We start from the raw sequence: 23,637 nt of genomic DNA on the forward strand, positions 1-23,637 counted from the left end.
AAAATACATAGTACTAGTGAATTTATCTTATCACTTCTCTAATAGTTTTTTAACAAGCTTTTTATTTGCATATGACCTTTATTATCTATGATTATATTTATTGCCCCATTATTATGAATATCGACAACGCCAATATTTTTGGCATTAAGTGACTTTAGTTTATCTTTATCAAAAAGATTTGAAGAACTATAAATAAAGTATTTCGGCTTTAACTTATGAAAGAATTTGTAATATAAATCTACTGGTGAAACTATTAGATCCGCTTTAATAAAACGATTATATAAACTAAAAACCTTTCTTTGATTTTTATGTGGGCTATCAGGCACCAAAAGAAAATTTTTATATTGATTATGAAGATTCAAATAACAATACCCATCACTCTCCAATAAATAGAAAGTGTCTTTCTCTATATGTAAACTATTATCATAATCACACTTTATAAATCTATCTTTGAAACTATCATTTATGGTATTTGCAATTATATTTCTTACTAGAACAATATTATCCAACTCGTTAATATTTATATTTTCATTAGCATTACTAACAATTACATAATCGAGTTTATCGATACCATTTAATCTTAAATATGGTTTTAATACGTTATTCAAAGTATAAGCATCTTGAAGGTTTGCTTCATTTGTATATAACACATCAACTCCTTTATCTTGAACTAAAACAAGTTGATTTTGAGTATCAAAGATATGTAGTCTAAAATCACCATATTGCTGTGAAACATTCTCTGTGCTCTGAAAAAACACTAAACACATCGCTAATCCTAATAACCTAAATGAATTCGATAAAGGTAAAACAACTAAAACTAATCCAAAGATAACAACTACCAAAGAGGTAAATGAAAAATATCCCCAATAATCAATAAAACTAAATTTCCCAATCAATAATTCTAGAAAAGAAACTAAGAGCTGTAAAAACATTACAGCTAAAAACCATACCTTTATGCCTATAAACGATAATAGTAGACTAAACAAAAGTAGTGGAACTATCACAAAGCTGACTAATGGAATAGCAATGATATTGGCGATGATTGAGACAATTGAAAAGCCTGTAAAATAATAAACCGTTATTGGTATTAAAAATATTGATAAATAAACTTGTGCTAATATCGAAAGCTTATACTTACCCTCATACTGTTGTAAGACTATTGATATAAATATTAAAAATGCTACAGCGCAAAAGCTTAACCACATGCTTACACTGTATATAGATTTGTAATCTAATAGCAGAATTATAAAAAATGAAATAATTAATATTCTCACTAAAGTAACTTTTCTAGTAGAAAGCCAAAACAATCCAAATATTAGGAGCATTAACATTGCTCGCTGTGTAGGTACACTAAATCCAGCCAATAGGCTGTAAAACAAAGCTACTATAAGAGAAAATATAACCCCTATATACTGAGCAGGGACTTTCCTACACAAACGAGGAGATAACGACCATAAAACTCTAGCTAATATAAAGCCTATCAAAGCTAAAAGCCCTACATGCAACCCTGAAATCACCATTAAGTGAGATGTTCCAGTCTGCTGAAAAAGATTTTTATAAAAATCTGAAAAATCCTTATCTCCTATTAGTAAAGCTACTGCTAAAGATTTAACATCATAGCTTTGCAAATCATTATCTATTCGACTCTTTATTTCATACCTTATCCGTTCAGGTAAATATCTAAATGCAATACCCTTAAACTTAATTTCCGTATCCGTAGCCACCCGTCCTTCTGCTACAATATTTTTATTTTTTAAATATTCTGAATAACTAAATGCTTCTACATTTTCACTCTCATAATTTTTATAGAGCTTAACTTCCACTTTTAATTCATTTGCAGGAATCAAATAATGACTTAAGCTTTCATCTGCTTTTAATAAGAAATCCCCATACTTATCTGTATGGAAAACAAACTCTATATTTTGATCTTTTATTTTTGGTAATGAGCTAACTATTCCATCTAAAAGAATCGTTCCTTGATACTTAAAAGCCTCTATTTTATGTTCTGAAGAACAACTAGATAAAGATAATAAAATTAGAATAATAAAACAAATATAAAGTTTCTTAACTATATATTTCCTTATAGTATTTTCTAAAAGCAAAGAATGTCTCTAAAAATGTATTTCTCTTATAAGCTTATATAATTTTAAGTCTTTTTACAGTTTATTTATTTTTTCCTAAAAATTATATTGACAGCCCGTTATAAAGCTTATAGAATCCGCAACACAACTAGCTTTAATGCATTTTTTGCATTAAAACTATTAATTCAAGAAAAAAGGAGTCTATGATGTTCATAACTCACTCATTACAACCACCAAGTTGTTCTAAATAACAATCCCAAAGTAATTTGCTTTTTCATAAATTAAGTAAAGTTAATACTAACTACCATTCTTCTTCAAAGAGAAGAATATCATTTCTTAGTTTTAGAAAAGCAAACTTTAGTTTGTAACCATTATTTATTTTATTGATATATTTATTTGTTAATTGTAATTATCAATATAGCTATATCACTAAAATATATATGTGGTTATTCCAACTTAATAAATAGTTATCCAATAACTTAAAACTTTATTTATTAATAAGGAGTACTATCATGTTTGTTACTCAAAAAAATTTTATCAACATTCCAGATATTATTATTACTTTACTTATAATTTCATCATTTGGATTGTTATATTACGGATGGCATGACATGCATCAAGCTTTTGTTGATGCTTCGTCTATTTCAGCAATTTCTCTTGATCCAAGACATTTACCTTACTATATGTTACGAACAACCATGAGGTTAATCATTGGAATGATATTCTCATTTGTTTTTGCATTATCTATAGGTTATGCATGTGCAAAAAACAAACATATTGCAAGAGTATGTTTGCCAATCATTAACTTTCTAGAGTCTGCTCCACTACTTGGTTTTTTAACATTTACAACAGCATTTTTTCTATTTTTATTTCCACATTCAGTAATGGGACTTGAAGCTGCTGCTATATTTGGAATTTTCACCTCCCAAGCTTGGAATATGGCCCTAATACTATATCAAACCATAAGAATTGTTCCTGCAGAACTTGTTGATGCTGCTAACTCTTTTGGCCTAAATGCTTGGCAAAGATTTTGGAAAATAGAAATGCCTTATTCTGTACCAGGCTTATTATGGAATATTATGGTATCCCAATCCGCAGCATGGTTTGCAATCACTGCAAGTGAAGCAATACCTGTTGCTACAGGAGATGTAAATCTACCAGGCGTCGGATCATACATTGCAGTGGCTTTACAAAACTCTGACACCTATGCAATTTTATATGCTCTAATGGCTATTATCATCAACATAATATTACTTGATCAAATCATTTTTAGGCCTCTTGTAAAATGGTCTGAAAAATTCAAGTATGAGTCTCTTAACAGTCGAAACGCTAGTAAACCTTGGCTATATCATTTATGTATAGTATCTCCAATATTTTCTTATATTAGAGATATTTTCTCTTTGATTGCTTTCTGGTTTATCAATGGTTTCAGTATGATCACTTATAAATTAAATATTAAATTCAGAGCTAAGCTATCTAGTCAGATTAAATTTAGTCTTTGCATATTATGGTACATATGTATTATTGGGCTTTTTAGCTGGGGTGGTTATGCCTTATGGAAGTTCTTTCCTAATGGAGATATGACATACCTTATCCCTCTTATGCTAGAAACTACATTAAGAGTCACTATAGCCATGGGCATAAGTGTTATTATATGCACTCCATTAGGTATATGGATTGGAATATCTCAAAAAAGAACTAAGGTTGTTCAGCCAATTATACAAATTTTGGCGGCAATACCTCAGCCAATTTTCTTTCCAATCGTTGCAATCTTAATTCTAACAGGTGACGGATCACTTAATATATGGTGTATTCCTTTAATTATGACTGGTACATCATGGTATGTGTTATTTAATGTAATAGCTGGTGTTTCTAGCTTACCAACAGAAATAGTTGAAATGACAAAATCATTCCAACTGAAAGGTCTAAAATGGTGGTTCAAATTTGTGATTCCTGCTGTGTTTCCTTATATAGTATGTGGAATCATTAGTGCTGCTGGTGGTGCCTGGAATTCAGCAATCGCTGCTGAACTTGTAACTTGGGGAGCAAATACTATCAAAGTTGATGGAATTGGAGCTTTAGTATCAATAACTACAGGCAACAATCAACTTCCTGAAGCAGCCTTAGCCGTCGTTGCCTTATGCTCTTTAGTTGCTTTATGTGTGATTTTTATCTGGAAGCCGTTATATAGATTAGCTGAAACAAAATACAAATGTAGCTAATCAACAAAGAATTAAACTAATAAATTTTAAAAGGAGTTTAACATGAATAAATTATATCCAACTCTCATTAAATGTAGAAATATCTCTTTATCATATGAACAAGAAAAAGAGAGAAAAACTAGAGTCTTAGAAAACATAGACTTTGAACTTAAAGAGAATGAAATAATTGCTATTGTGGGTAAATCTGGTGCCGGCAAATCTAGCTTATTAAGAGTATTAGCTGGACTAATCAAACCCTCATCTGGTCAGCTATACTATAAAGAAGACCTCGTTACTGAACCCTTAAAGGCCATGAGCATGGTATTTCAGAACTTTGCTTTACTTCCATGGTTAACAGTAGCTGATAACATTCTCTTTGGAAATGACGCATTAGGAATATCAAGATCAGTTAGCAAACCCAAAGCTTTAAATATTATTAGAAAAATTGGTTTATCAGGATTTGAAAATTCCTACACAAGTGAACTTTCTGGAGGAATGAAGCAACGTGTTGGCTTTGCTAGAGCTTTAATGGTAGAGCCTGAAATATTGCTCTTAGATGAACCTTTCTCATCCTTAGACATTGTAACTGCTAAAACATTAAGAAATGACATTATGGATCTTTGGATAAATAAACAAACTAGTACCAAAGCAATTGTGCTTGTAACTCACAATATTGAAGAAGCTGTCCTTATGGCTGACAGAGTAATCGTACTAGGTAGCCACCCTGGACGTATTGCTGCTGAGGTGGTTGTTGATCGCAAAGTTCCTTGTAATATTGAAGATGCTGATATTAGAATTTTAATAAATGATATTGGCTCAATCATGCATGCAATTCACTAATAATCTAAGACTAAAATTTATCTGTAATATTTCTATTCTTCGAACAAAATTTATTCTAAAATTCAGATATTAATAGAGTAGAAATATTCTTTTAAAAATACCTATTGCAAAAAAATAAAAACCGAGGATAATACTCTCGTTTTTACGGCACTTTAACCTAAGGAATTATGTGAAAACACTTAAAATTTTAATTGATCATAAAGATATCTGGTCTCCATATTATCCAAGCGATAATGTAATAACTATTTCGAATTATCTTCAACAAACTTCAAAAAATGAAAATTACATAATCAACCTATCCGAAAAGATGGAGTATCTAGAAGAGGGTTATTATGCATCTTTATTAGGTGAAGCAAATAAGGATAGTGTTCTACCTGATATTACTACACTTAATAGCTTAAAGTATTTTGATCATATTGCCTTACTATCTTCAGGTATAAAGCTAAATCAACAACAATTAAATAAAATGTATAAAGATGAAAATATCATAAATATAAAAGTATTTTTTGGTGTTCCATCTATAAATGGTTTTGAAAAATTAGCAAAAAAAGTATTTGAATATTATAGCGCACCGATATTAGCTCTGACTATTACTAAAAGTGCAGACATCTGGCAAATTAGCAATATCACATTAGGTAAAATTAGTACCTTATCTGATGAGGAGCAAACAGTATTTGCAGAATCATTAAATGCTTTCAGTAGTAAAGTCTGGAGAAAGAAAAAAGTTAAGAAGAGTTTCTTATATGATTTAGCGATTTTACATGACCCATCTGAAAAAATACCTCCTAGTAATAAAAAAGCGATTTCTAAATTTGTAAAAGCTGCTAATGATTTAGGCATACATGTGGATCTAATCACTAAAGATGACTACATGAAAGTTCCTGAATATGATGCTCTTTTCATTAGAACAACTACTGCGATTAATCACTATAGTTATGCTTTTGCAAAAAAAGCTGAAGATAATAATTTAGTAGTAATCGATGACACGAAGTCTATTACAAGATGCACAAATAAAGTTTACTTACACAACTTAATGACAAAACATAAAATATCAGCTCCTGAGTCCAAGCTTATATTTAAAGATATTAAAAAATCTGAACTGGAAGAAATAGTTAATGAATTAGGTTTTCCAATAGTTCTAAAAATTCCTGATGGCTCTTTCTCAAAAGGCGTTAAAAAAGCAAAATCTTTTGAAGAATTAGAAGTTATATTGAAAGAGATGTTAGCTGATTCTGCAATAATAATAGCTCAAAAATATTACTTTACAGAATTTGATTGGCGTATAGGTGTCTTAAATGGTAAACCTTTATACGCTTGTAAATACTACATGGCTAAAAACCATTGGCAGATTGTAAACTATAAGAAAAATACAGTTACTGCTGGTGGTGCAGATGCCTATGCGACTCATCAAGTGGATAAATCTATTATGAAAGCAGCTTTAAAAGCAACCAAGCTTGTAGGTACGGGTTTATATGGAGTTGATATAAAAGTTGTAAATGGCAAACCTATGATTATAGAAATAAATGATAACCCTTCTTTAGATGCTGGATATGAAGATGCATATATAGGTGATGCTTTATATAGCACTATCATGCTTGAGTTCTTAAATAGAATGAATTTTAAGAAACTACCTTATGCAAGCTAATAATATATTAATATCTCATGCTAATTTGAACCAGCTAGATGATCTAATTGAAATAGAAAACTCTCTATTTAATAGCGATAAAATATCTAGAAGGCAAATGACTTATAATATAAAAAAACAGAAACTCTTTTTCACTGCTGTCAGTAACGATAGTTTAGCTGGATATATACTTTGTTTTGAATATAAAAAACAAATAAGAATTTACTCACTTGCTGTGAGTACAGTTCATCAAGGTAAAGGAATAGCTCAATCATTGCTAAATCATTTATTTAAACTAACTACTAAAAATATTTACCTAGAAGTTAATACAAATAATCTTGGAGCTATTAGGCTATATCAAAAGAATAATTTTGTTATCTCTAAAACTATATCTAATTATTATGAAAATGGAGATAGTGCTTATAAAATGACCCTACGAAGAGATTAAATATTCTTTTATTTCAGAGTTTATATCTTCTTTCTCTAAAAAGATTTCTAAAACTTTATGCCTAGAAATTTCACCTCTTTTTATATTTATCAAACTCTTTTTAAGCTTAAAATACTTGGCTAAAAAGTTAATTAACTCTTTATTTGCCTTACCATCTACAGCTGGAGATGCGATTTTAATTTTTAAAGCTCCATCATGCTCGCCACATATCTCGCTCTTAGAAGAATTTGGCTGTATATAAACTGACAAAAGGAAGCTCACTAAAATATCTCAGCAATTACACTCTGTAAGAATATTTGTACACAGAATAATACAATTAAAACTACTATCGGTGAAAAATCAAATCCTGCTGCAGTAGGTTTTATAAATCTTCTAACTCTAGATAAAAGTGGCTCTGTAATTTGAAAAATTGCCACAAAAATAGGATTGTATCCACCATGAATGAACCAACTAGCTATAGCTCTTATCACTATTAAATAAACAAACATATTTATTATAGCAAATGGCATATCTAAAAGAGGTTTAACAAAGATAAATAAAAGGTCTAAACCATATCCTTTTAACAAACCTACTAATAGGTTCTCTATTAAAAAGATGAAATAAACTACTACTATACACGACCAGTCTAAGTGAAAAAATCCTGGCACCACCCTTCTTAAGGGCATAACAACAACATTCGTGGCTTTCATAATCATTTGAGAAACAGGATTATAAAAATCTGCTTTTACCCACTGCAAAAAGAATCTTAATAAGACAATAAAAGCGTATAAGCTAAAAATTGTGCTAATTAGAAAAATTGCTACATTTATTAAACCATTTGTCATTTTATATCTTAAAGTCTTACTTTTAAGTTATAATTTTAACAGGCTTTTGCTATTAGGTTAATATCTTAAGCTACAAAATAGTTATAATAAATAATCTAAAAGTTGAAGGGATATTATTATAAGTGAAAGCTCTGTCACATTTCCTTGTGAAACAGTCGGTGTAAGTAGCTCAGACTATTATAGATGGTTAAAAAATCCTATTAGTAAAAGAAATAAAAGTAATTATGAATTAAATCAAGAAATACTAAGAATACTTAACGAGCATGAAAGTAGATATGATGTTGTACGCATATATAAAGCTTTAAAAAACTATTGGTTATAAAATTACATAGCCTAGAGAATCTAGGCATATGAAAATACTAGATCTAAAATAAATCTCAAAATAAATATAAAGCACCTACTGGTTCAAAACATAGCAAAGATGTTGCACCTAACTTGTTGAATCAAAACTTTACTGCAATTAATATAAATGAAAAACTGGTCACTGACATCACATATATTCCAACGCAAGATGGATAGTTGTAATTATAGACTTATTTTCACGTTCTATGATGGGATGATGGTCAATGGACAAAAGGATGAAAAGTGATTTAGTTTATAGTGTTTTAAATATGGCTTTGTTTAGGCATAATTTCTCTATTGTTCCAAAGATTTCAGGAAAATAATAAGTAAAAACAATCTCATAGCTAGCATGAGTAGTAGAGGATGCTATTATGATAAAAGTTATAAAACTAAACACAAGCACAAACTTCAAAATTTAAATATATCGAGATTTATTACACACCACCATTCATCAATTAATTATATGACTCCTATAGAGTTTGGGGAAATGAGTTTAACAACTGTCTCAGATTGGCAGGCTAGGTCAATTTATGCAATTGTCAGTTTACGACAGAATCACTAGATAAGGTCCTAAAAAAGTATATACTTTTTTATAAAAAATATAATTTAGCTTATTGAATATGGAATGTCCTATATGTCAAACGGAAATAGATAATAAAACTGATTTAAGTTGTAAACATTCATTTTGTAACTCATGTATTCGTGAGTGGAGTAAGAATTGTAAGACTTGTCCGATCTGTAGAAAAATTTTTTCAGCTAGCGAAATAATAAAAATAGATCCAGAAGAATTAAAAAAAGCTATAATTGAGTCTTGTACTGCATATATAGTCCATAGTTCTCAAAATTCTGGATTTTCATTTTTTGGATATCATGGTTCTAGGGGAATTAAAAAAGTATCAAGATTAATGGAATTATTGAAAAATGATGCTAGTAGTGATTTATTTACAATTAAAGAATTCTTAGGTCGTTTTTTTAGGAATCAAATTAGAGATACTAATGGGCATCTTATTGGAGGTTCAATTAATAGAAACAAAGACTCTTATATAAGTTTTTTGTTAAATTCTTTAGCAAGAAGAGAGTATCTTATTATTTTATTTGATCGAAAAAATTTTACTGACTCTTCTGGTGAAAAAGCAAGTGATATAACTATAAAATATCATAATTTTAGGGATGATCCTGAGCTGGATCATGAATCAGATTATAGAGAAATTAGAGAGTATTTATCGCGAGATCTATGTATAATTGAAATGCAAGCTTGGTAAAGCGCTAATTTAAACCATTTTCTCAAAATTCTAACTTGATTAGAAGAGCAAACCTAAAGCAGTATATTTATATTTAAGGTTCATTCTGTCGCAAACTGGCAATTGCATAACTATCATAATTCATACTTCACTTATTTATATTAAATTTCACTGGTAAACACTTTGCTAAACTAATAGCTCTTCAAGCATTACGCTGATACTTATCATATCCACTAAATACAGAGATGTGGAGGCAACGAAAGAAAGAAGTATAAAGTATAATTAATCGTTGCGTCATTAAATATAAGGCTCTAACTGCATATTTGGTCATAAATTCCCGCAGCTATGAATTTTTTTATAAATGAATATTTTTAAAGATAAATATTTACCATATTTTAGATGTGTATCTATTATCATTCTGATTGGAACACCTAACTTATAGAGATGCTCAATTCTTTGTAAATCTTCGTCATACATAGATTTATGTAAAGTACTTTGGCTTTCCAAGCTTAATCCCTTGAGCTTTAACAGCTTTTAATCCTTAATTAGGCAGGTTCTTTTTATTCTTGTTATATTTTCAATTATATCCAAAACATCTTTTATTGATCTGTCAAGCCTAGATAATTCAGAAACAATAATCAAATCATCTTCATCGAGTTAGTTTATTAACTCATCAATTTTTCTTTGTTGAGTAGTTTTTTGATGATATTTCTAATCCAAACCTCCTGTCAATATTTATTCTATGGTCAATACAATATCTACTAATAATATTTTTCTGACTATCTAAATTTTGCTTATCAGTACTAACTCGAATATATCCAAAATTCATTATTTTACTATTAACCTATTTTCTTACGTAAAACTAAATAAATATTATTGTGTTATAGACCCGTTATGCAATAATTTTGAATTATGGTAAACGTTCATTATTAGAATATTAAAAAAATACTCTGTATACCTTATATTTAGTTTCAAACGTACTATTATAAATAATGGATCTAATACGATGTTAAAAATTTCAGTTCTGACTCATAAATTATTTTTATATCTTGTATGGAAGTAACTAAATCTAAAATGCTTTCATTCAAACTATTTATTGAATGTCTTGTATTTAAACGAATTCTTAACTCTTTAATCAAAGGTACATCTACAAGATCTTCAAAAGCAAACCTATTAAACATTAATATTTTGAAAAGTTTACTATAGTCAATAAGTTTTGATATAAAGCATATATAAAAAAAAGAATTAAAAACCCTGATAATCTTGAGTCTTGAGATTGTTATTTTATGCTGTTTAGTCTTAACCATATACTCGTGAGTTTTATGTAGTATACAAAAAGAGTTTGGATAGACTTCATCAAGTATTAGTTTAAATAATAAAATGATTGAATCTATTAATGTTTCATACTGTGTTCTAAATATATATTCTTCTTGTATTTTATAATTATCATACTTTTCAGGATATGAGAATTTACTAATATAGTAGTAGTTATTAAAAGTCTTAATTAGATGTGTTATTTTCGCATCGTTAGTTTCTTTTTGACTACCAAAGATCTTGGAATAGTTATATAATGCAAAGAATAGCTTTTTTCCTGTAGAGTAGTCATCATCAACATTAAGATTTTCTGCAACTTTTAATATGTTATTATAGTTTTTCAAGGGAATTACACTATATATCCAAGGATCTAAAATAATAGCATTACCTACGTTATCGTAATTTATAAATTGTTTTTCTGTCATCTTTAACAAAGTTTTGTCTTGATGGATGGTAACATTTTGATGCATTACAATAAAAATATGACAATTAGTTTCAACTACAGTTAAATATAATCTTTCTCCCATAGTATCAAGATTAATATATTGAGATATAAATGTAAGAAGAATACTTAACTCTAGACAATATCCCAATTTATTACTTAGTATCGCTTTTGCATACTCATCTGTGTTATATCTATCATTATACTTATCTCTAGTTGAATCTATTAAGTCTTCATAAATTTTAAATGATTTGTCAGTGGAGAAATTATTTGAAATTGTTGGAAGGTTAGTAGAAAAGCTTATGTATTCTCTTATTGTATTTATAAGAGAAACACCAATGGCATGCATTTCTTCAATACAGATCACTTATTAACATTAAATATCAGATTTATTTATAATAAAATTATAGCTTAATTTATTATCTTCTAGCAGAAGATTTAAAAAATTGCGATAATTTTTCACTGTAGCGGGAATTTACCACCAAATATACAGTTAGAGCCTATAATAAAGAGTTAAAAGAAGTATTTAGTAATAGTTTTAAAAGTACGATGCCTATATCAGTTGGAAAATGGATGAAACATATTTAAAAATATAAAGGTAAAAATATTTATATAGAGCCATAGATAAACATGGAGATACTCTAGAGTTTTAGTATCTAATAAATTTAGGTAGCTCTTATTCAAAACTTTTAGTTTAAAGTGATTTTTTGATTATTTTCTATGGCTGGGCTACCAGGATTCGAACCTGGGGATGACGGGATCAAAACCCGTTGCCTTACCGCTTGGCGATAGCCCAACAATGAACATGACTTGTGAAAAAGTCAGTAGACATAGTTTAATGTCTTAACAAGCCATTTGTCAAGGTCTTTATCTATTTTTGCAGCAACTTTTTCAAGCTGACATTTATTATCAGATAACACATAAAAACAAGAACCTGTTCCCGTCATATGAAACTGTGCTTCTGCTACTGAAAGTCTATTTTTAAATTCTGGAAACATTTTTAAAAAGACTACCTCAAAATCATTTTTCATAACACTTCTATCCAAGTCTAACTCCCTAGATATTAGGCTCTCATGTTTTACCAAATACTGGCTATTAAAAAACTCTTTTGTACTTATATGGATATCTGGTTTTATTAATAAGGTATATTGTTCTTTATAGTTTTTTGAAAATAGCTTCTCACCAATGCCCTCAGCCCATGCTGACTTTCCAAATAAAAAAATAGGAACATCTGCACCTAATCTTTTACCTAAATCAAGCATATCCTCATTTGAAATATCTGGTCTATATCTATCTCTCATTGCCATAAGAGTTACAGCAGCATTTGAGCTACCGCCACCCAAGCCTGCCCCCATTGGAATATTCTTTTCAATAAATACGTCTAAGCCCACATCTAGTACAGTATATGTCTCTTGGAATAACTTTATCGCCTTATAAACCAAATTATCTTTATCAGAACTTATATTTTTATTGCTTTTTATAGTTATCAAATTTGAATTATTGAATACAAAATATAATCTATCTTTTAAATCAATAAACTGAAACCATGTTTGAAGATTATGATATCCATCATCTCTTTTATCTAAAACATGTAAAAAGAGATTTATTTTAGCAAAGGATAAATATTCTCTACCTTTCATACTTGCCACGACTTAATCACTATTTTTAAAGTCAAACCATCTCTAAATAAAACTATTTTTGATGGTAAAGGGACTTTTTTATCAATTAACATATAGTTTTTATAAGTTATCTCCCAGCCTGACTGTTTTAGATCATCAACTAAGCCCAACTTAGAATAATTTACTTCTTTAATTTCTTTTGGAACATATGTTCCTTTTATCCAATATTTAAGACCTTCTATAGGAATATACCAACCAAATTTTTCTGCTAAAAGAGAGCTAATATCTTTAGATTTCGTTACATCTCCTTTACTATCAATTAATGATACAGACTCACCATCTCCTATAACACTTATTGCACCCATACCAAGAGGTCCGTATATTTTCAGATGAAAATCACTTCCATCCTGATTCCATATGAAATTAGCAGAATCTGCTTTATTATCATATTTAATGCCTATTACTCCACTAGCCTGCCATTTTGACAAATTATCTAACTGATTTTTTAATGTCACCTTATTAAATGATTGAGATGTTTCCTCAACAGGTATTGAATTACTTTTAACTGTTGCGCATGCGGTTAACAATAAAGTTACTAGAACTATAAAAAAATTAAGCTTTATATTTATTTTTTGTAGAAACATAATTCTTTGCATTAGCTAATATATCTTCTTTTTCTTCTTGTGTTAATAATCTTATTTTCTTTACTGGAGAGCCTAAATACATATATCCTGACTCCAAAACTTTTCCTGGAGGCACTAAACTACCAGCTCCAACAAGAACTTCTTTTTCAACGACAGCCCCATCAAGAACTATAGCTCCCATTCCAATCAAAGAATTATCTTTTATCTCACATCCATGCAAAACCACTCCGTGACCAATAGTCACATTTTCACCAATGCTTAATGCAAAACCTTCACCTGAATTTCTAGGATATTCTGTAGTGTGTAATGTACTACAATCTTGTATATTAGTTCCTTTACCTATTGTGATTTTTAAAAGATCTCCTCTCACACTCACTTGTGGCCAAACAGAAGCATCCTCTCCAATAACTACTTTACCAATAACTACAGCAGATTGATCAATATAGGCTGTTTCACTAATATCTGGAGCAATACCACAAAATTCTCTGATGTTTGACATAAAGGCTTTCTCCTTTAGTTATCACTTAAAGAAATTAAACTAAAAGTCACAGGTTTTATTTTTCTGTTTTTCACAAAAGGTTGGACATATCCATTTTCATCAACTATAAATAACGGTACTGCGTTTCGATTATCTGAAAGGAAATTATCAAGTGTATAATTTTCAGTAATGTTTGTACTCTTAATTCTTGCACCATTATTTAGCCTTTCAAGAAGATAATTATAATCAACACCTTCTTCAAAAAGTAGATTTGCTATATTAGTCTCAATAGCTCCTATACCTTTATAACTTTCTTTTTGAGGTGTCCTTAATACAAAAATATTACTTGCACCAAATTCATGAACATATTTCACAGCCGAAACTGCATTAACATATTCACTTGTTGAAAGCCCCAACATCGAGCCTATACCAACCAAATTAATATTCCAGTCAGCATGTAAAGACACTGGACTTCCATAATAAGTATTTAATCCTAACTGGCGACATTTCTGTACATTTGCCCAAGAGGAATCAGTAATAGTTAGCTCAATATCATGTTTAGCAAATACTTCAGCAAGCTCTCTAGCAAACTTATTGCCACCTATAATTAAGAAACCTTTTCCTTCTGGCTCAGAAACTTTTAAAGCACGAGAAAGAAACGGTACAAATAGGCTTTCAAAGATAACTGTTAGAACTATTATCATGAAAACAAAGAATACTAGAGTATTTGCAGCATCTGCTTCTTCTGGAGCTACTTTCATTATTTTCATAGCAACTAAAGCGGCAACTGAGGCAGCAACGATACCTCTAGGATATACCATTCCCAAAACTATTCTTTCTTTCCACGTAGTGTTTGAACGGATAGTACATAAGAAGACTACTATCGGCCTTAAAATGAACTGTAGGAATAAAAACAGTAGCAATACATCAGCCCAGTAATCTTTTATCATACTAAAGTTAATATCAGCTCCTAGCACTATGAATAAAACTGATATAAGCACTACACTTAAGTTTTCTTTGAAAGAAACTATATCTGACATTTTGAGATCTTTCATATTTGCCATTACTAAACCAGCAACTGTAACAGTTAGAAGACCCGCTCCATGGATAATAGCATCTGTTATAATAAAGCTTACTATAGTAACTGCTAACACAAAAAAACTTTTTAAGTATTCTGGAATGTAATGCCTTCTAAAGCTCACTCCAATAAAGTATCCAAAAGCTAATCCAGAAAATAAGCCCAATACACAAGCCCAAACAATATATCCAATAAAATCGCCAATAATGTTTGCTGATGCAAAAAGCCAAGACATTATAAATACAACTATTAAGGCACCTATTGGATCTACTATAATTGACTCCCAGTGTAGGATGCTTGCAACATGCTTTCTTGGGCGAATAGTCCGCATAAGAGGCGGAACAACTGTTGGTCCACTAACACACGTTATACTAGCTACTAATAAAGACATTTCCATAGATAGCCCTAGTAGCTTATAACAAAACAACGCTGTCAAAACTACAGTCAAACCTATCCCTAGAGTAATCAAAAGAAATACAACCCTACTAACATGCTTTATTTTTTGGAAGTTCAGAGATAAACTTCCCTCAAAAAGTATAATAGCTACACATATAGAAACAAAAGGTGGCAGCGCTTTTCCAAAAATTATATTACCATCAACTAATCTAAATCCATCAGATAGTATAACCTCTGATATTGGCCCTAATAAAATACCACTTAAAATAAGGAATAAAATTGAAGGAAGCTTTAATCTCCATGATAAATATTGTGACACTATAGCGAATAGCAAGATAAGCCCCGCAGACATCGTTATATAGTTTGACGAATGCATAAACTCATAAATACTACACAAGATTTAAACTCCTTTACAAGCTGAATATAAGATCAGGACTATCAATCTTAAACAATAACTATATTTTTATCAATAGCCTGAGATTACACAAACTCTATGTTTTTTATTTTCATAAAAATTTTATAAAAAATAGGGCTACCTAGACTTAGATTAAAGATTTTTATTTGACAAAGCATAAAAATAATCTTAGCATTTTTTGCTAAAATGCAATTTCAATCATAAATTATGAAAAATATCCATTTTATATGGCTTGGCTCAATACCCAATAAAAAGATCATCCATAATATTAAGTTTTGGAGTGGACTCATAAACTCCTCCTCAAAGGAAATTACAGTGAACTTTTGGACTGATCATAATAATACCGAATATTTAAACGATACTCTAAATAAAGTCAAAAATATTAAGATCCGAAATATAGATATATTAAATGAATTAAATATGGATGTTGATACCAAATATTATTTAAAAATAATTAATTCCATCCAAAAATCAATTTTTATAAATTTTGCTTTATTGTCTGATTTATATCGATACCTAATACTACGTGAATATGGAGGCCTTTATTTAGATGTAGATGTTGAAATATATAACAAGGCTCCTGAAAACCAATTTGGTACAGCTTATAAAAAAAGTGATGCAATTGATATTTTAAATTTTTTCTGTGAAAGAAAAAAAATTACTGTAAATCTATGTGATGATTATGTTTATAACAATATAATAAACGTCCCTATCATTTTAAGAAATGATTTAATTTCTTTAATTAAAATGATCACAAAGAATTTTACTAGAAATAATTACTGGGAAAAATTAAATACTAAAATTATACAAAAAGAAGATTATACGAATGAAATTCTTAACTTAGCAGGACCAAGCATATTAACTGATTTTTATGAAACGTTAGCACAAGATAAAAAAGAATCATTTTTATTTCAAGAAACAGAGTTAAATATCAAAAATTCTTATCACATCTCAAAAACTGATTGGAAAAATCAACAAAATATACTAGATATAGATGTATATAGCTTTCCAAAAGAATTATCTAATTTGAACAATAATTACTTTATATATGCTGGTATAGATAATGATTCCTCTAGCCACTGGTCAAATTATTCAAAAAAAGACATACATATAAGAGATGATAATTATATAACTTATAATATGAAAAAAGATAAAAAAAATTGGTCTGGCGTTACAAATATAATACTCTCACCAGCCAATATATTAACTGAATACCCATATGAAGATATATATTATAAAATATCTAACACTTGTTACAATGATATTAATAAGTATATTATAAGCATACATAATCTTTTTCGTGGCACTCCTAAATATGAAAATTTTAAGGTTTTTCTTGATAAGGTCGAAGATTATATTAAGAAACATAAAGTTTTTTATAACTACAAAACTATAGAAAATAAAAATAAAGAAGATAAAATAAACAACTTGGATGCTCAAATTAAAGAATTATGGAGCGTAACAAAATATGCTGCAGATAGTCTAAATAAATATTTTCCTTACGCAAAATATAAGGAGCATTTAAATCTTAAAAGTGATAAGGCAAGCGATCTTTCTTCTAGTATACAAAATAAGCTTCTAAAGCTTTCTGATACATATCCTGAAATACTAAAAAAAGAATTATTTTAAATATAGATACTCTACTGATTCTTCTTAAACTTTTACTAAAACATATAATTTTATAAATAAAAAGAAAGTATTTGAGACAGCTTTATTGAAATAAAATTAAACTTTATCAATTAGCTCTTGTAGTTCGCCTGATTCTTTCATTTCCATTATAATATCACAACCACCAACTAGCTCTCCTTTAATCCATAACTGAGGGAATGTTGGCCAATTAGCATACTTTGGTAAGATAGCTCTAATATCAGGATTCTCTAAGATATTCACAAAAGCAAAAGGCTTACCACAAGCTCTAACAGCAGCAGCAGCGTGTGCTGAAAACCCGCACTGAGGCATATTAGGTGTGCCTTTCATATATAAAATTATACTATTTTCTTTTATTTGTTTTTCTATTCTATCTACAACAGCTTGTTCTTCAGGTGTGTACATAAACTCCTTCCTTTTATCAGCTTTTTTTACAAATTTAACGGTTTACTACGACAAGATGATAGCATATTATACTAGAGTGGTATAATTATTAAAGTAAAGCATACTAAAAGTTTAAAATTAAAAGGAGAAATCATATGTCATTTGAATTACCTAAACTACCTTACGCAGAAGATGCATTAGCTCCGGTTATATCAAAAGAAACTATTGAATATCATTACGGAAAGCATCATCAAACATATGTTACAAACTTGAACAAACTAGTAGCTGGCTCAGAGTTTGAAGGTCAAAGACTAGAAGATATCATCAGATCTTCTTCAGGTGGGCTTTTTAACAATGCTGCACAAGTTTATAACCATACTTTCTACTGGAATTGTTTAACTCCAAAGAAAACTGAACCATCAAGTCAGTTAAAAGCGTCTTTAATCGAGGTTTGGGGATCTGTAGATAAATTTAAAGAAGAGTTTGCTGCTGCTGCTGTTGCAACTTTTGGTTCTGGATGGGCTTGGTTAGTTAAAAACTCAGAAGGTAAATTAGAAATCGTGACAACTAGCAATGCTGGCTGCCCAATAACTGATAACAAAACTCCTTTACTTACTTTTGATGTTTGGGAGCATGCTTACTATATAGATTATCGCAATGCTAGACCTAAATATGTAGAAAGCTTATGGGGAATTGTTAACTGGGATTTCGTTTCAAATCAACTTGCTAGTTAATAGTGTCCGTAGATAAGATTAAAAAAGGTACACTTTGGTCTTTTATTTCAGGTGTACTTTTCATATTTGTAATATTGTTAATTGCAAATATATTCCCAAACATACATTTAACTCCTATTGTTAAAAATATAATAATGGGAATACTACTAATTCCTTGGCTTAGTTTCTTATTTTTTATGTCTTTATCTTTATTTAAAAAAGATAAAAACTAGTCAAGATTTGCCATTTCTTTTATTCTTCTTCTAAAGAAATAAATTACTACTGATGTAACTATTCCTACCATAAAGCTAAATAAAAACAAATTAGCCCAACCATAAGATTGCTGTATATTTCCTGCTAAAGGACCAACAAAGACTCTTCCTAAAGAGTCTATTGAACTTAATATAGCAAATTGAGTAGCGGAGAAACTTGTGTTTACTAAACTCATAATCATTGCCACCAATATAGCCGTACCCATAGCACCACAAAAATATTCAACTCCAACAGAAGCAACCATCAGAGCATAGTTTTTCCCTACTACTGCTAATAAAACATAAGTTAAGTTTGCAAAAGCCATAATAATACTAAAATATAAAAAACTTCTAAAAACTCCTATTTTCTTAGCTACTAGTCCACCAAAAACCAAACCTGCCATAGTGAAAACAAGTGAAACTGTTTTATAAGACACGGCGATTGTTGTTTTGTCAAATCCCAAATCAACAAAGAAAATAGAATTTAGTGAAAATGCCATCGCATCAGCTAATTTATAAACTATTAATATAGCTATAATAATTAAAGCGGTTTTAAATCCTTTCCTTTCAAAAAACTCTATAAATGGCAATGTAAAAGCTTCTCTAAAAGTTTTTGGAATCACTTGAACTTCATTCTCTTTAATAAATAAAGTTATAACAGGTGCTATTAGAAAAAATGGTACTATTGCCAACCACCCCATATTCCAATTGTTATTTAATTTTTCTACAATTATTAATACTAGAGCGCCAGTAACAAGCATACCAATTCGATAGCCCATCACAGCTACTGCATTACCAAGAGCTCTTTCATGCTCATCCAGTATTTCTGTCTGATAAGCATTTATAGCTATATCTTGAGTTGCTGAAAAAAAGCAGATCAAAAACCCTATAAATGCTATTAACAAAGGTGATTTATCTGGAGAAAATTGACTCATTAATATGATTGAAAATATAATCAGTATTTGAGTCAATAAAATCCACCCTTTTCTTCTACCAAATCCTTTTATAGTAACTTTATCTAAAATTGGTGCCCATAAGTATTTAAATGTATAAGGTACTGCTATAAGAGTTAAAAGACCAATATCTTTTATTTCTATACCATTATCTTTGTACCATAAAAATAACGATGATGCTGTCAACATCAAGGGTAAACCGGATGAATACCCCAATACAAACATTACAAACATCTTACTTTGTTGGAAAATCGAAAAAACCTTTTGTTTTATTGTTAATTTATTTGAATCAGTCATAGAAAATATAAATTATTATTATCAATAGTTAGTTTATAGTATCAATACTATTATTTCACTAATAGTAAACACTCCTTAGAGCATATAGCTATAATCTAAACCTTAAGCCTTCTTTTATTACCAAAATCTATAATAAAGTAACTTGATAATATTAATACTCCACCAAGTATTGTAGATACATATATAGCTTCGTGATTTATGATCCTACCAAAAATTGTCGCAAATATCGGCTCGAAAGAAAAAATAACTGCAACTTGAGACATACTTAAATACTTTTGATAAGTATTTTGTAAGTAGTAACACACAATAGTACTAACTGAACAAAATAGAATTGCTAATATTAATATATAGTTCAAATCAAGATACATAGAAGAAATATCTGAAATGAAAGGTAAAGGAATACCAAAAAACACTTGGAATATTATTAAAAGTTTCATATCTTTAAATACTTCACTTTTATCAAATCTTCTCGTTTCATAGCTAAGATAAACTACAGATGCCGCATAGGCTAAGGCGCATAACACAGACCATAAATACCCTATAGTAAAGTTTTCAAAATCAGCTCCTGATAAAGCATATATCCCAATTAAAGATATCATAGATGCGATAGCTCCATACACTGTTAAACGATCTATCTTAAAGAAACTCGCTATAAACGGTATCATCACCACACTTAACGCGGTTAAAAAGGCTGATTCACTTGAGGAGACTGTATATAACCCTCTAGTTTGAAAATAAAAGCTTACTCCTTCAAGAGAACCAAAAATAAATCCAACTTTTAATAAGTATAACTTGTGCTTAAAACTAGTTTTTATAACTATAGGTAGAAGCAATAAAAAAGATAAAGAAAGTCTTAAAGTAACAAAAAGTCCTGGAGAAATATATTCAAGGGATATTTTAATTAATGGAAAAGTTACACCCCAAAAAATTGTAACTATAAATAGAGCTATTACAGCTTTTCTTTTAATATCCATAGCTCTTTAATCCTACTATCTTCGAATTATAATGTTACTTGAGAAGGTCTACTAAAATAGACTCTTCAACATACAAAGATTTTATATGCTTTACTAGAAATAACTAGGAATAAAGGATTCTCTAAGAAAATCTTCTGCTAGTTTCCAAGCTCTTTTATTTGTCAACTGGTTATAAACAGTACCAAACTCAGGATCATTCGCCTCAGGATTAGTAAATGCATGCATAGTATTACCAAAACTATGAAGTTGCCAATCAGCATTACGACGATTCATTTCTTCTTGGAATTTATTAACTTCTTCTGGAGTTACCATAGGATCATTATATCCATGTAAAACTAGTATTTTAGTATCTATATCTTCAGTTTTATGAATATTAGACTCTAGTTTCCCATGAAAACTTACAACAGCCTTTAGGAATATATTAGATCTTGCCATATCTAATACACATCTACCACCAAAACAAAAACCAATGGCTGCTATATTTGACTTATCAACCATATGCATTCTACTAACAGTTGTATAGGCAGTTTTAAGTCTTGTCATTAGCGCATATTTCTCTGCTAATAAGCTATTCAATAAAGATGCATTCTCTTCTTTAGAAGCACCGACCTTTGCATCTCCATAGAAGTCTAAAGCAAATCCCACATACCCTTTTTTAGCCATATATATAGCTTTCTCACAAGTAAATTTATCTCTTCCTGCCCACGATGGCGCTATCAAAACAGCAGGTAAATGAGTTCTTTTTTCTGGATATGCACAAAAACCTCTTAAGGATATCCCATCTCCACGATATGCAATTTCTTTTGTTATTATCATTTCTCACTCTCTATTATTTTCAAAAAATAATTTAATCTCATCATAAATATGATACACCTACAAGATTATATCTTCATGTATATCAATGGCATTAATTATAAATATTTATATTAGATTTTCTAATAGAATAATATTGGTTTAGTTCCAAAAATATAGAATCATTTAAGAAAAAACAAATCATCTTTAGAAAAATTTAAATAACTTGGAGAAATTAATGTATTCAAAAAAGATTAATATAAATCTTAGCCATATAGATTGTCAAAACATATCAGATAATTTCCATTATTCTTATAATATCCACTCAAAATGAGTTCTTTTAAACATTAGTTCATATATTAAATTATTTGTTGATGCTATCGAATATTCTATCTATAGCCCTACCTTTCTAAAAATACTCACAATACTCTCTTTAGTAGATATTTTTTCCTCAATAGATCTACTTAAATCGCTACTAATTAACATATTCATATATTGATTTAGATCTAGATTTTTTTTTCTATCTCTTAACTTATATTGGAAACACTCTATTATAGAGGAAATAGCCTCATACATATCTTTTGCTTTATAAGAAAATCCTATAAAGCCATATAATACATCACTTTTTAATGATTGCGCATAATGGTTTTTATAGAAATATAATTCTTTTAAAATAATTCTTTCTAATTGAGCTATATGAGCTATTTCTGATTTATCATATGTATTATAATATCTAGATAATTCTATATAATTACGTATCTCTTTAATATCTCTCATAGAATTTTTAATTACTAATTTTGATGACATTCTGTGCATAGATTGAACATTTGATTCAAAACTATTATAAACATTCCTATTATGAAATAACTGCTTTGAATCATAGACTGTCATTAAATGATGATCATGAACAAAGTAGGATATTTCATTTATTTTTTCTTCTATATTGTTTTTCTTAAAATCAATGCTATAAATAACGGACTGAACATTAAATGATCTAATAATTCTTAATACCAGCTTATAAAATGGATGATCTTGCAAGTGATTATGTGACCCATTAAGATAAAAATCATCATAAATATAAGAAGAGTATATACGAGTATGCAATTTACTCCATATATCAGACTTATTCTTGAAATAAGAATATAATTTATTATCAGAATTATTTATAGTGTTTTCATATACTTGGTTTATATTTTTCTCAATTACCTTTATAAATTTAATGTAAGCTATATTTGGATATTTTTTCAGTACTTGATGATTAGAGAATATTATATATACACAGAAAATAATCATTTGATTAGGATAAATACCCTTAGGCATATAATCTTTAAAAACCCATGGTATTTCTATTCCGACAGAATTTAAATTTTCATTTAGCACAAATGATATTTTAAGAGAATTGCCTAAATCGATATAGAATGTACTTTTATAATCTTCAAGTATTAATTTATATATTTTTTCGAGCCTTGATCTATATTCAAGCTCAATCTTATTCTTAACAAAGGAGTATGTTTCATAAATCTTCTCTAAATCAATGTAAATCATATTAAATATATAGATTATTCTTCATGCATATCAATATGCGTTAATTATAAATATTTATATTAGATTTTCTAATAGAATAATATTGGTTTAGTTC

General features: G+C 29.1%; 21 protein-coding genes and 1 tRNA gene. 7 read left to right on the forward strand and 15 right to left on the reverse strand.

What is annotated here, in order from left to right; translation table 11 throughout:
• Positions 1-38: 38 nt before the first annotated feature.
• The gene (locus KX01_RS01375; RefSeq protein ID WP_232223344.1) at positions 39-2,102 is read right to left on the reverse strand and encodes a DNA internalization-related competence protein ComEC/Rec2; all 2,064 of its coding nucleotides are present in this window, start codon (positions 2,100-2,102) and stop codon (positions 39-41) included.
• 491 nt (positions 2,103-2,593) lie between these two features.
• On the opposite strand from KX01_RS01375, the gene KX01_RS01380 reads away from it, so the two are divergent.
• The 4 genes from KX01_RS01380 to KX01_RS01395 all read left to right on the forward strand — a co-directional run bounded on the left by KX01_RS01380 (position 2,594) and on the right by KX01_RS01395 (position 7,194).
• Positions 2,594-4,303, forward strand: coding sequence for an ABC transporter permease subunit (locus tag KX01_RS01380; RefSeq protein ID WP_071663293.1), 1,710 nt, complete (start codon positions 2,594-2,596; stop codon positions 4,301-4,303).
• 42 nt (positions 4,304-4,345) lie between these two features.
• Entirely contained in the window at positions 4,346-5,122 is a 777-nt protein-coding gene (locus tag KX01_RS01385) for an ABC transporter ATP-binding protein (protein ID WP_071663294.1), read from the forward strand.
• Between the two features lie 169 nt (positions 5,123-5,291).
• On the forward strand, positions 5,292-6,767 hold the full coding sequence (locus KX01_RS01390) for a RimK family protein (protein WP_071663295.1): 1,476 nt from the start codon (positions 5,292-5,294) through the stop codon (positions 6,765-6,767).
• Entirely contained in the window at positions 6,757-7,194 is a 438-nt protein-coding gene (locus KX01_RS01395) for a GNAT family N-acetyltransferase (protein WP_071663296.1), read from the forward strand. Before KX01_RS01390 ends, KX01_RS01395 begins: the two co-directional genes overlap by 11 nt.
• Here the strand turns inward: KX01_RS01395 and KX01_RS01400 are convergent.
• Together KX01_RS01400 and KX01_RS01405 are read right to left on the reverse strand one after the other, a co-directional pair.
• Positions 7,180-7,443, reverse strand: coding sequence for a DUF167 domain-containing protein (locus tag KX01_RS01400; protein ID WP_198021095.1), 264 nt, complete (start codon positions 7,441-7,443; stop codon positions 7,180-7,182). The genes KX01_RS01395 and KX01_RS01400 overlap by 15 nt on opposite strands.
• Before the next feature lie 11 nt (positions 7,444-7,454).
• On the reverse strand, positions 7,455-8,018 hold the full coding sequence (locus KX01_RS01405) for a YggT family protein (RefSeq protein WP_071663298.1): 564 nt from the start codon (positions 8,016-8,018) through the stop codon (positions 7,455-7,457).
• A 962-nt stretch (positions 8,019-8,980) separates the two neighbouring features.
• Between KX01_RS01405 and KX01_RS01410 the strand changes: the two genes are divergently transcribed.
• Positions 8,981-9,622: an RING finger domain-containing protein gene (locus tag KX01_RS01410; protein WP_071663299.1), complete on the forward strand. Its 642-nt coding sequence runs from the start codon at positions 8,981-8,983 to the stop codon at positions 9,620-9,622.
• Between the two features lie 652 nt (positions 9,623-10,274).
• Here KX01_RS01410 and KX01_RS09420 read toward each other — a convergent pair.
• From KX01_RS09420 to KX01_RS01450, 7 genes are all read right to left on the reverse strand, one after another.
• The gene (locus KX01_RS09420) at positions 10,275-10,430 is read right to left on the reverse strand and encodes a recombinase family protein (RefSeq protein WP_198021096.1); all 156 of its coding nucleotides are present in this window, start codon (positions 10,428-10,430) and stop codon (positions 10,275-10,277) included.
• 169 nt (positions 10,431-10,599) lie between these two features.
• The gene (locus KX01_RS01425) at positions 10,600-11,724 is read right to left on the reverse strand and encodes a hypothetical protein (RefSeq protein ID WP_156860358.1); all 1,125 of its coding nucleotides are present in this window, start codon (positions 11,722-11,724) and stop codon (positions 10,600-10,602) included.
• A gap of 354 nt (positions 11,725-12,078) precedes the next feature.
• Positions 12,079-12,153 (reverse strand) — tRNA-Gln (locus tag KX01_RS01430).
• Between the two features lie 25 nt (positions 12,154-12,178).
• Positions 12,179-13,006 carry a 4-(cytidine 5'-diphospho)-2-C-methyl-D-erythritol kinase gene (gene ispE / locus KX01_RS01435; RefSeq protein WP_071663301.1) on the reverse strand — a complete coding sequence of 276 codons (828 nt, stop codon included), beginning with the start codon at positions 13,004-13,006 and terminating at the stop codon, positions 12,179-12,181.
• A complete protein-coding gene (lolB, locus tag KX01_RS01440) occupies positions 12,994-13,632 on the reverse strand; it encodes a lipoprotein insertase outer membrane protein LolB (RefSeq protein WP_071663302.1) in 639 nt (212 codons plus the stop codon). The genes ispE and lolB overlap by 13 nt, the downstream gene beginning before the upstream one ends.
• On the reverse strand, positions 13,589-14,119 hold the full coding sequence (locus tag KX01_RS01445) for a gamma carbonic anhydrase family protein (protein ID WP_071663303.1): 531 nt from the start codon (positions 14,117-14,119) through the stop codon (positions 13,589-13,591). The genes lolB and KX01_RS01445 overlap by 44 nt, the downstream gene beginning before the upstream one ends.
• Before the next feature lie 14 nt (positions 14,120-14,133).
• Positions 14,134-15,948 carry a cation:proton antiporter gene (locus tag KX01_RS01450; RefSeq protein WP_071663304.1) on the reverse strand — a complete coding sequence of 605 codons (1,815 nt, stop codon included), beginning with the start codon at positions 15,946-15,948 and terminating at the stop codon, positions 14,134-14,136.
• A gap of 354 nt (positions 15,949-16,302) precedes the next feature.
• Between KX01_RS01450 and KX01_RS01455 the strand changes: the two genes are divergently transcribed.
• Entirely contained in the window at positions 16,303-17,616 is a 1,314-nt protein-coding gene (locus KX01_RS01455) for a glycosyltransferase (RefSeq protein ID WP_071663305.1), read from the forward strand.
• Positions 17,617-17,712: 96 nt separating this feature from the next.
• Here KX01_RS01455 and grxD read toward each other — a convergent pair whose 3' ends face one another.
• The gene (grxD, locus tag KX01_RS01460) at positions 17,713-18,039 is read right to left on the reverse strand and encodes a Grx4 family monothiol glutaredoxin (protein ID WP_071663306.1); all 327 of its coding nucleotides are present in this window, start codon (positions 18,037-18,039) and stop codon (positions 17,713-17,715) included.
• Between the two features lie 134 nt (positions 18,040-18,173).
• Here grxD and KX01_RS01465 point away from each other — a divergent pair, with 134 nt between their 5' ends.
• Positions 18,174-18,752: a superoxide dismutase gene (locus KX01_RS01465; RefSeq protein ID WP_071663307.1), complete on the forward strand. Its 579-nt coding sequence runs from the start codon at positions 18,174-18,176 to the stop codon at positions 18,750-18,752.
• 208 nt (positions 18,753-18,960) lie between these two features.
• Here the strand turns inward: KX01_RS01465 and KX01_RS01475 are convergent, their stop codons facing one another.
• The 4 genes from KX01_RS01475 to KX01_RS01490 all read right to left on the reverse strand — a co-directional run bounded on the left by KX01_RS01475 (position 18,961) and on the right by KX01_RS01490 (position 23,543).
• Positions 18,961-20,232: an AmpG family muropeptide MFS transporter gene (locus KX01_RS01475; RefSeq protein ID WP_071663309.1), complete on the reverse strand. Its 1,272-nt coding sequence runs from the start codon at positions 20,230-20,232 to the stop codon at positions 18,961-18,963.
• A gap of 95 nt (positions 20,233-20,327) precedes the next feature.
• Complete coding sequence (locus tag KX01_RS01480; RefSeq protein WP_071663310.1) at positions 20,328-21,206, reverse strand: DMT family transporter; 879 nt, start codon at positions 21,204-21,206, stop codon at positions 20,328-20,330.
• Between the two features lie 93 nt (positions 21,207-21,299).
• A complete protein-coding gene (locus KX01_RS01485; protein ID WP_071663311.1) occupies positions 21,300-22,022 on the reverse strand; it encodes a dienelactone hydrolase family protein in 723 nt (240 codons plus the stop codon).
• A gap of 369 nt (positions 22,023-22,391) precedes the next feature.
• On the reverse strand, positions 22,392-23,543 hold the full coding sequence (locus tag KX01_RS01490) for a hypothetical protein (RefSeq protein WP_071663312.1): 1,152 nt from the start codon (positions 23,541-23,543) through the stop codon (positions 22,392-22,394).
• Positions 23,544-23,637 lie beyond the last annotated feature (94 nt).

Source organism: Francisella frigiditurris, assembly GCF_001880225.1.
In the GTDB taxonomy this organism is placed as follows: domain Bacteria; phylum Pseudomonadota; class Gammaproteobacteria; order Francisellales; family Francisellaceae; genus Francisella; species Francisella frigiditurris.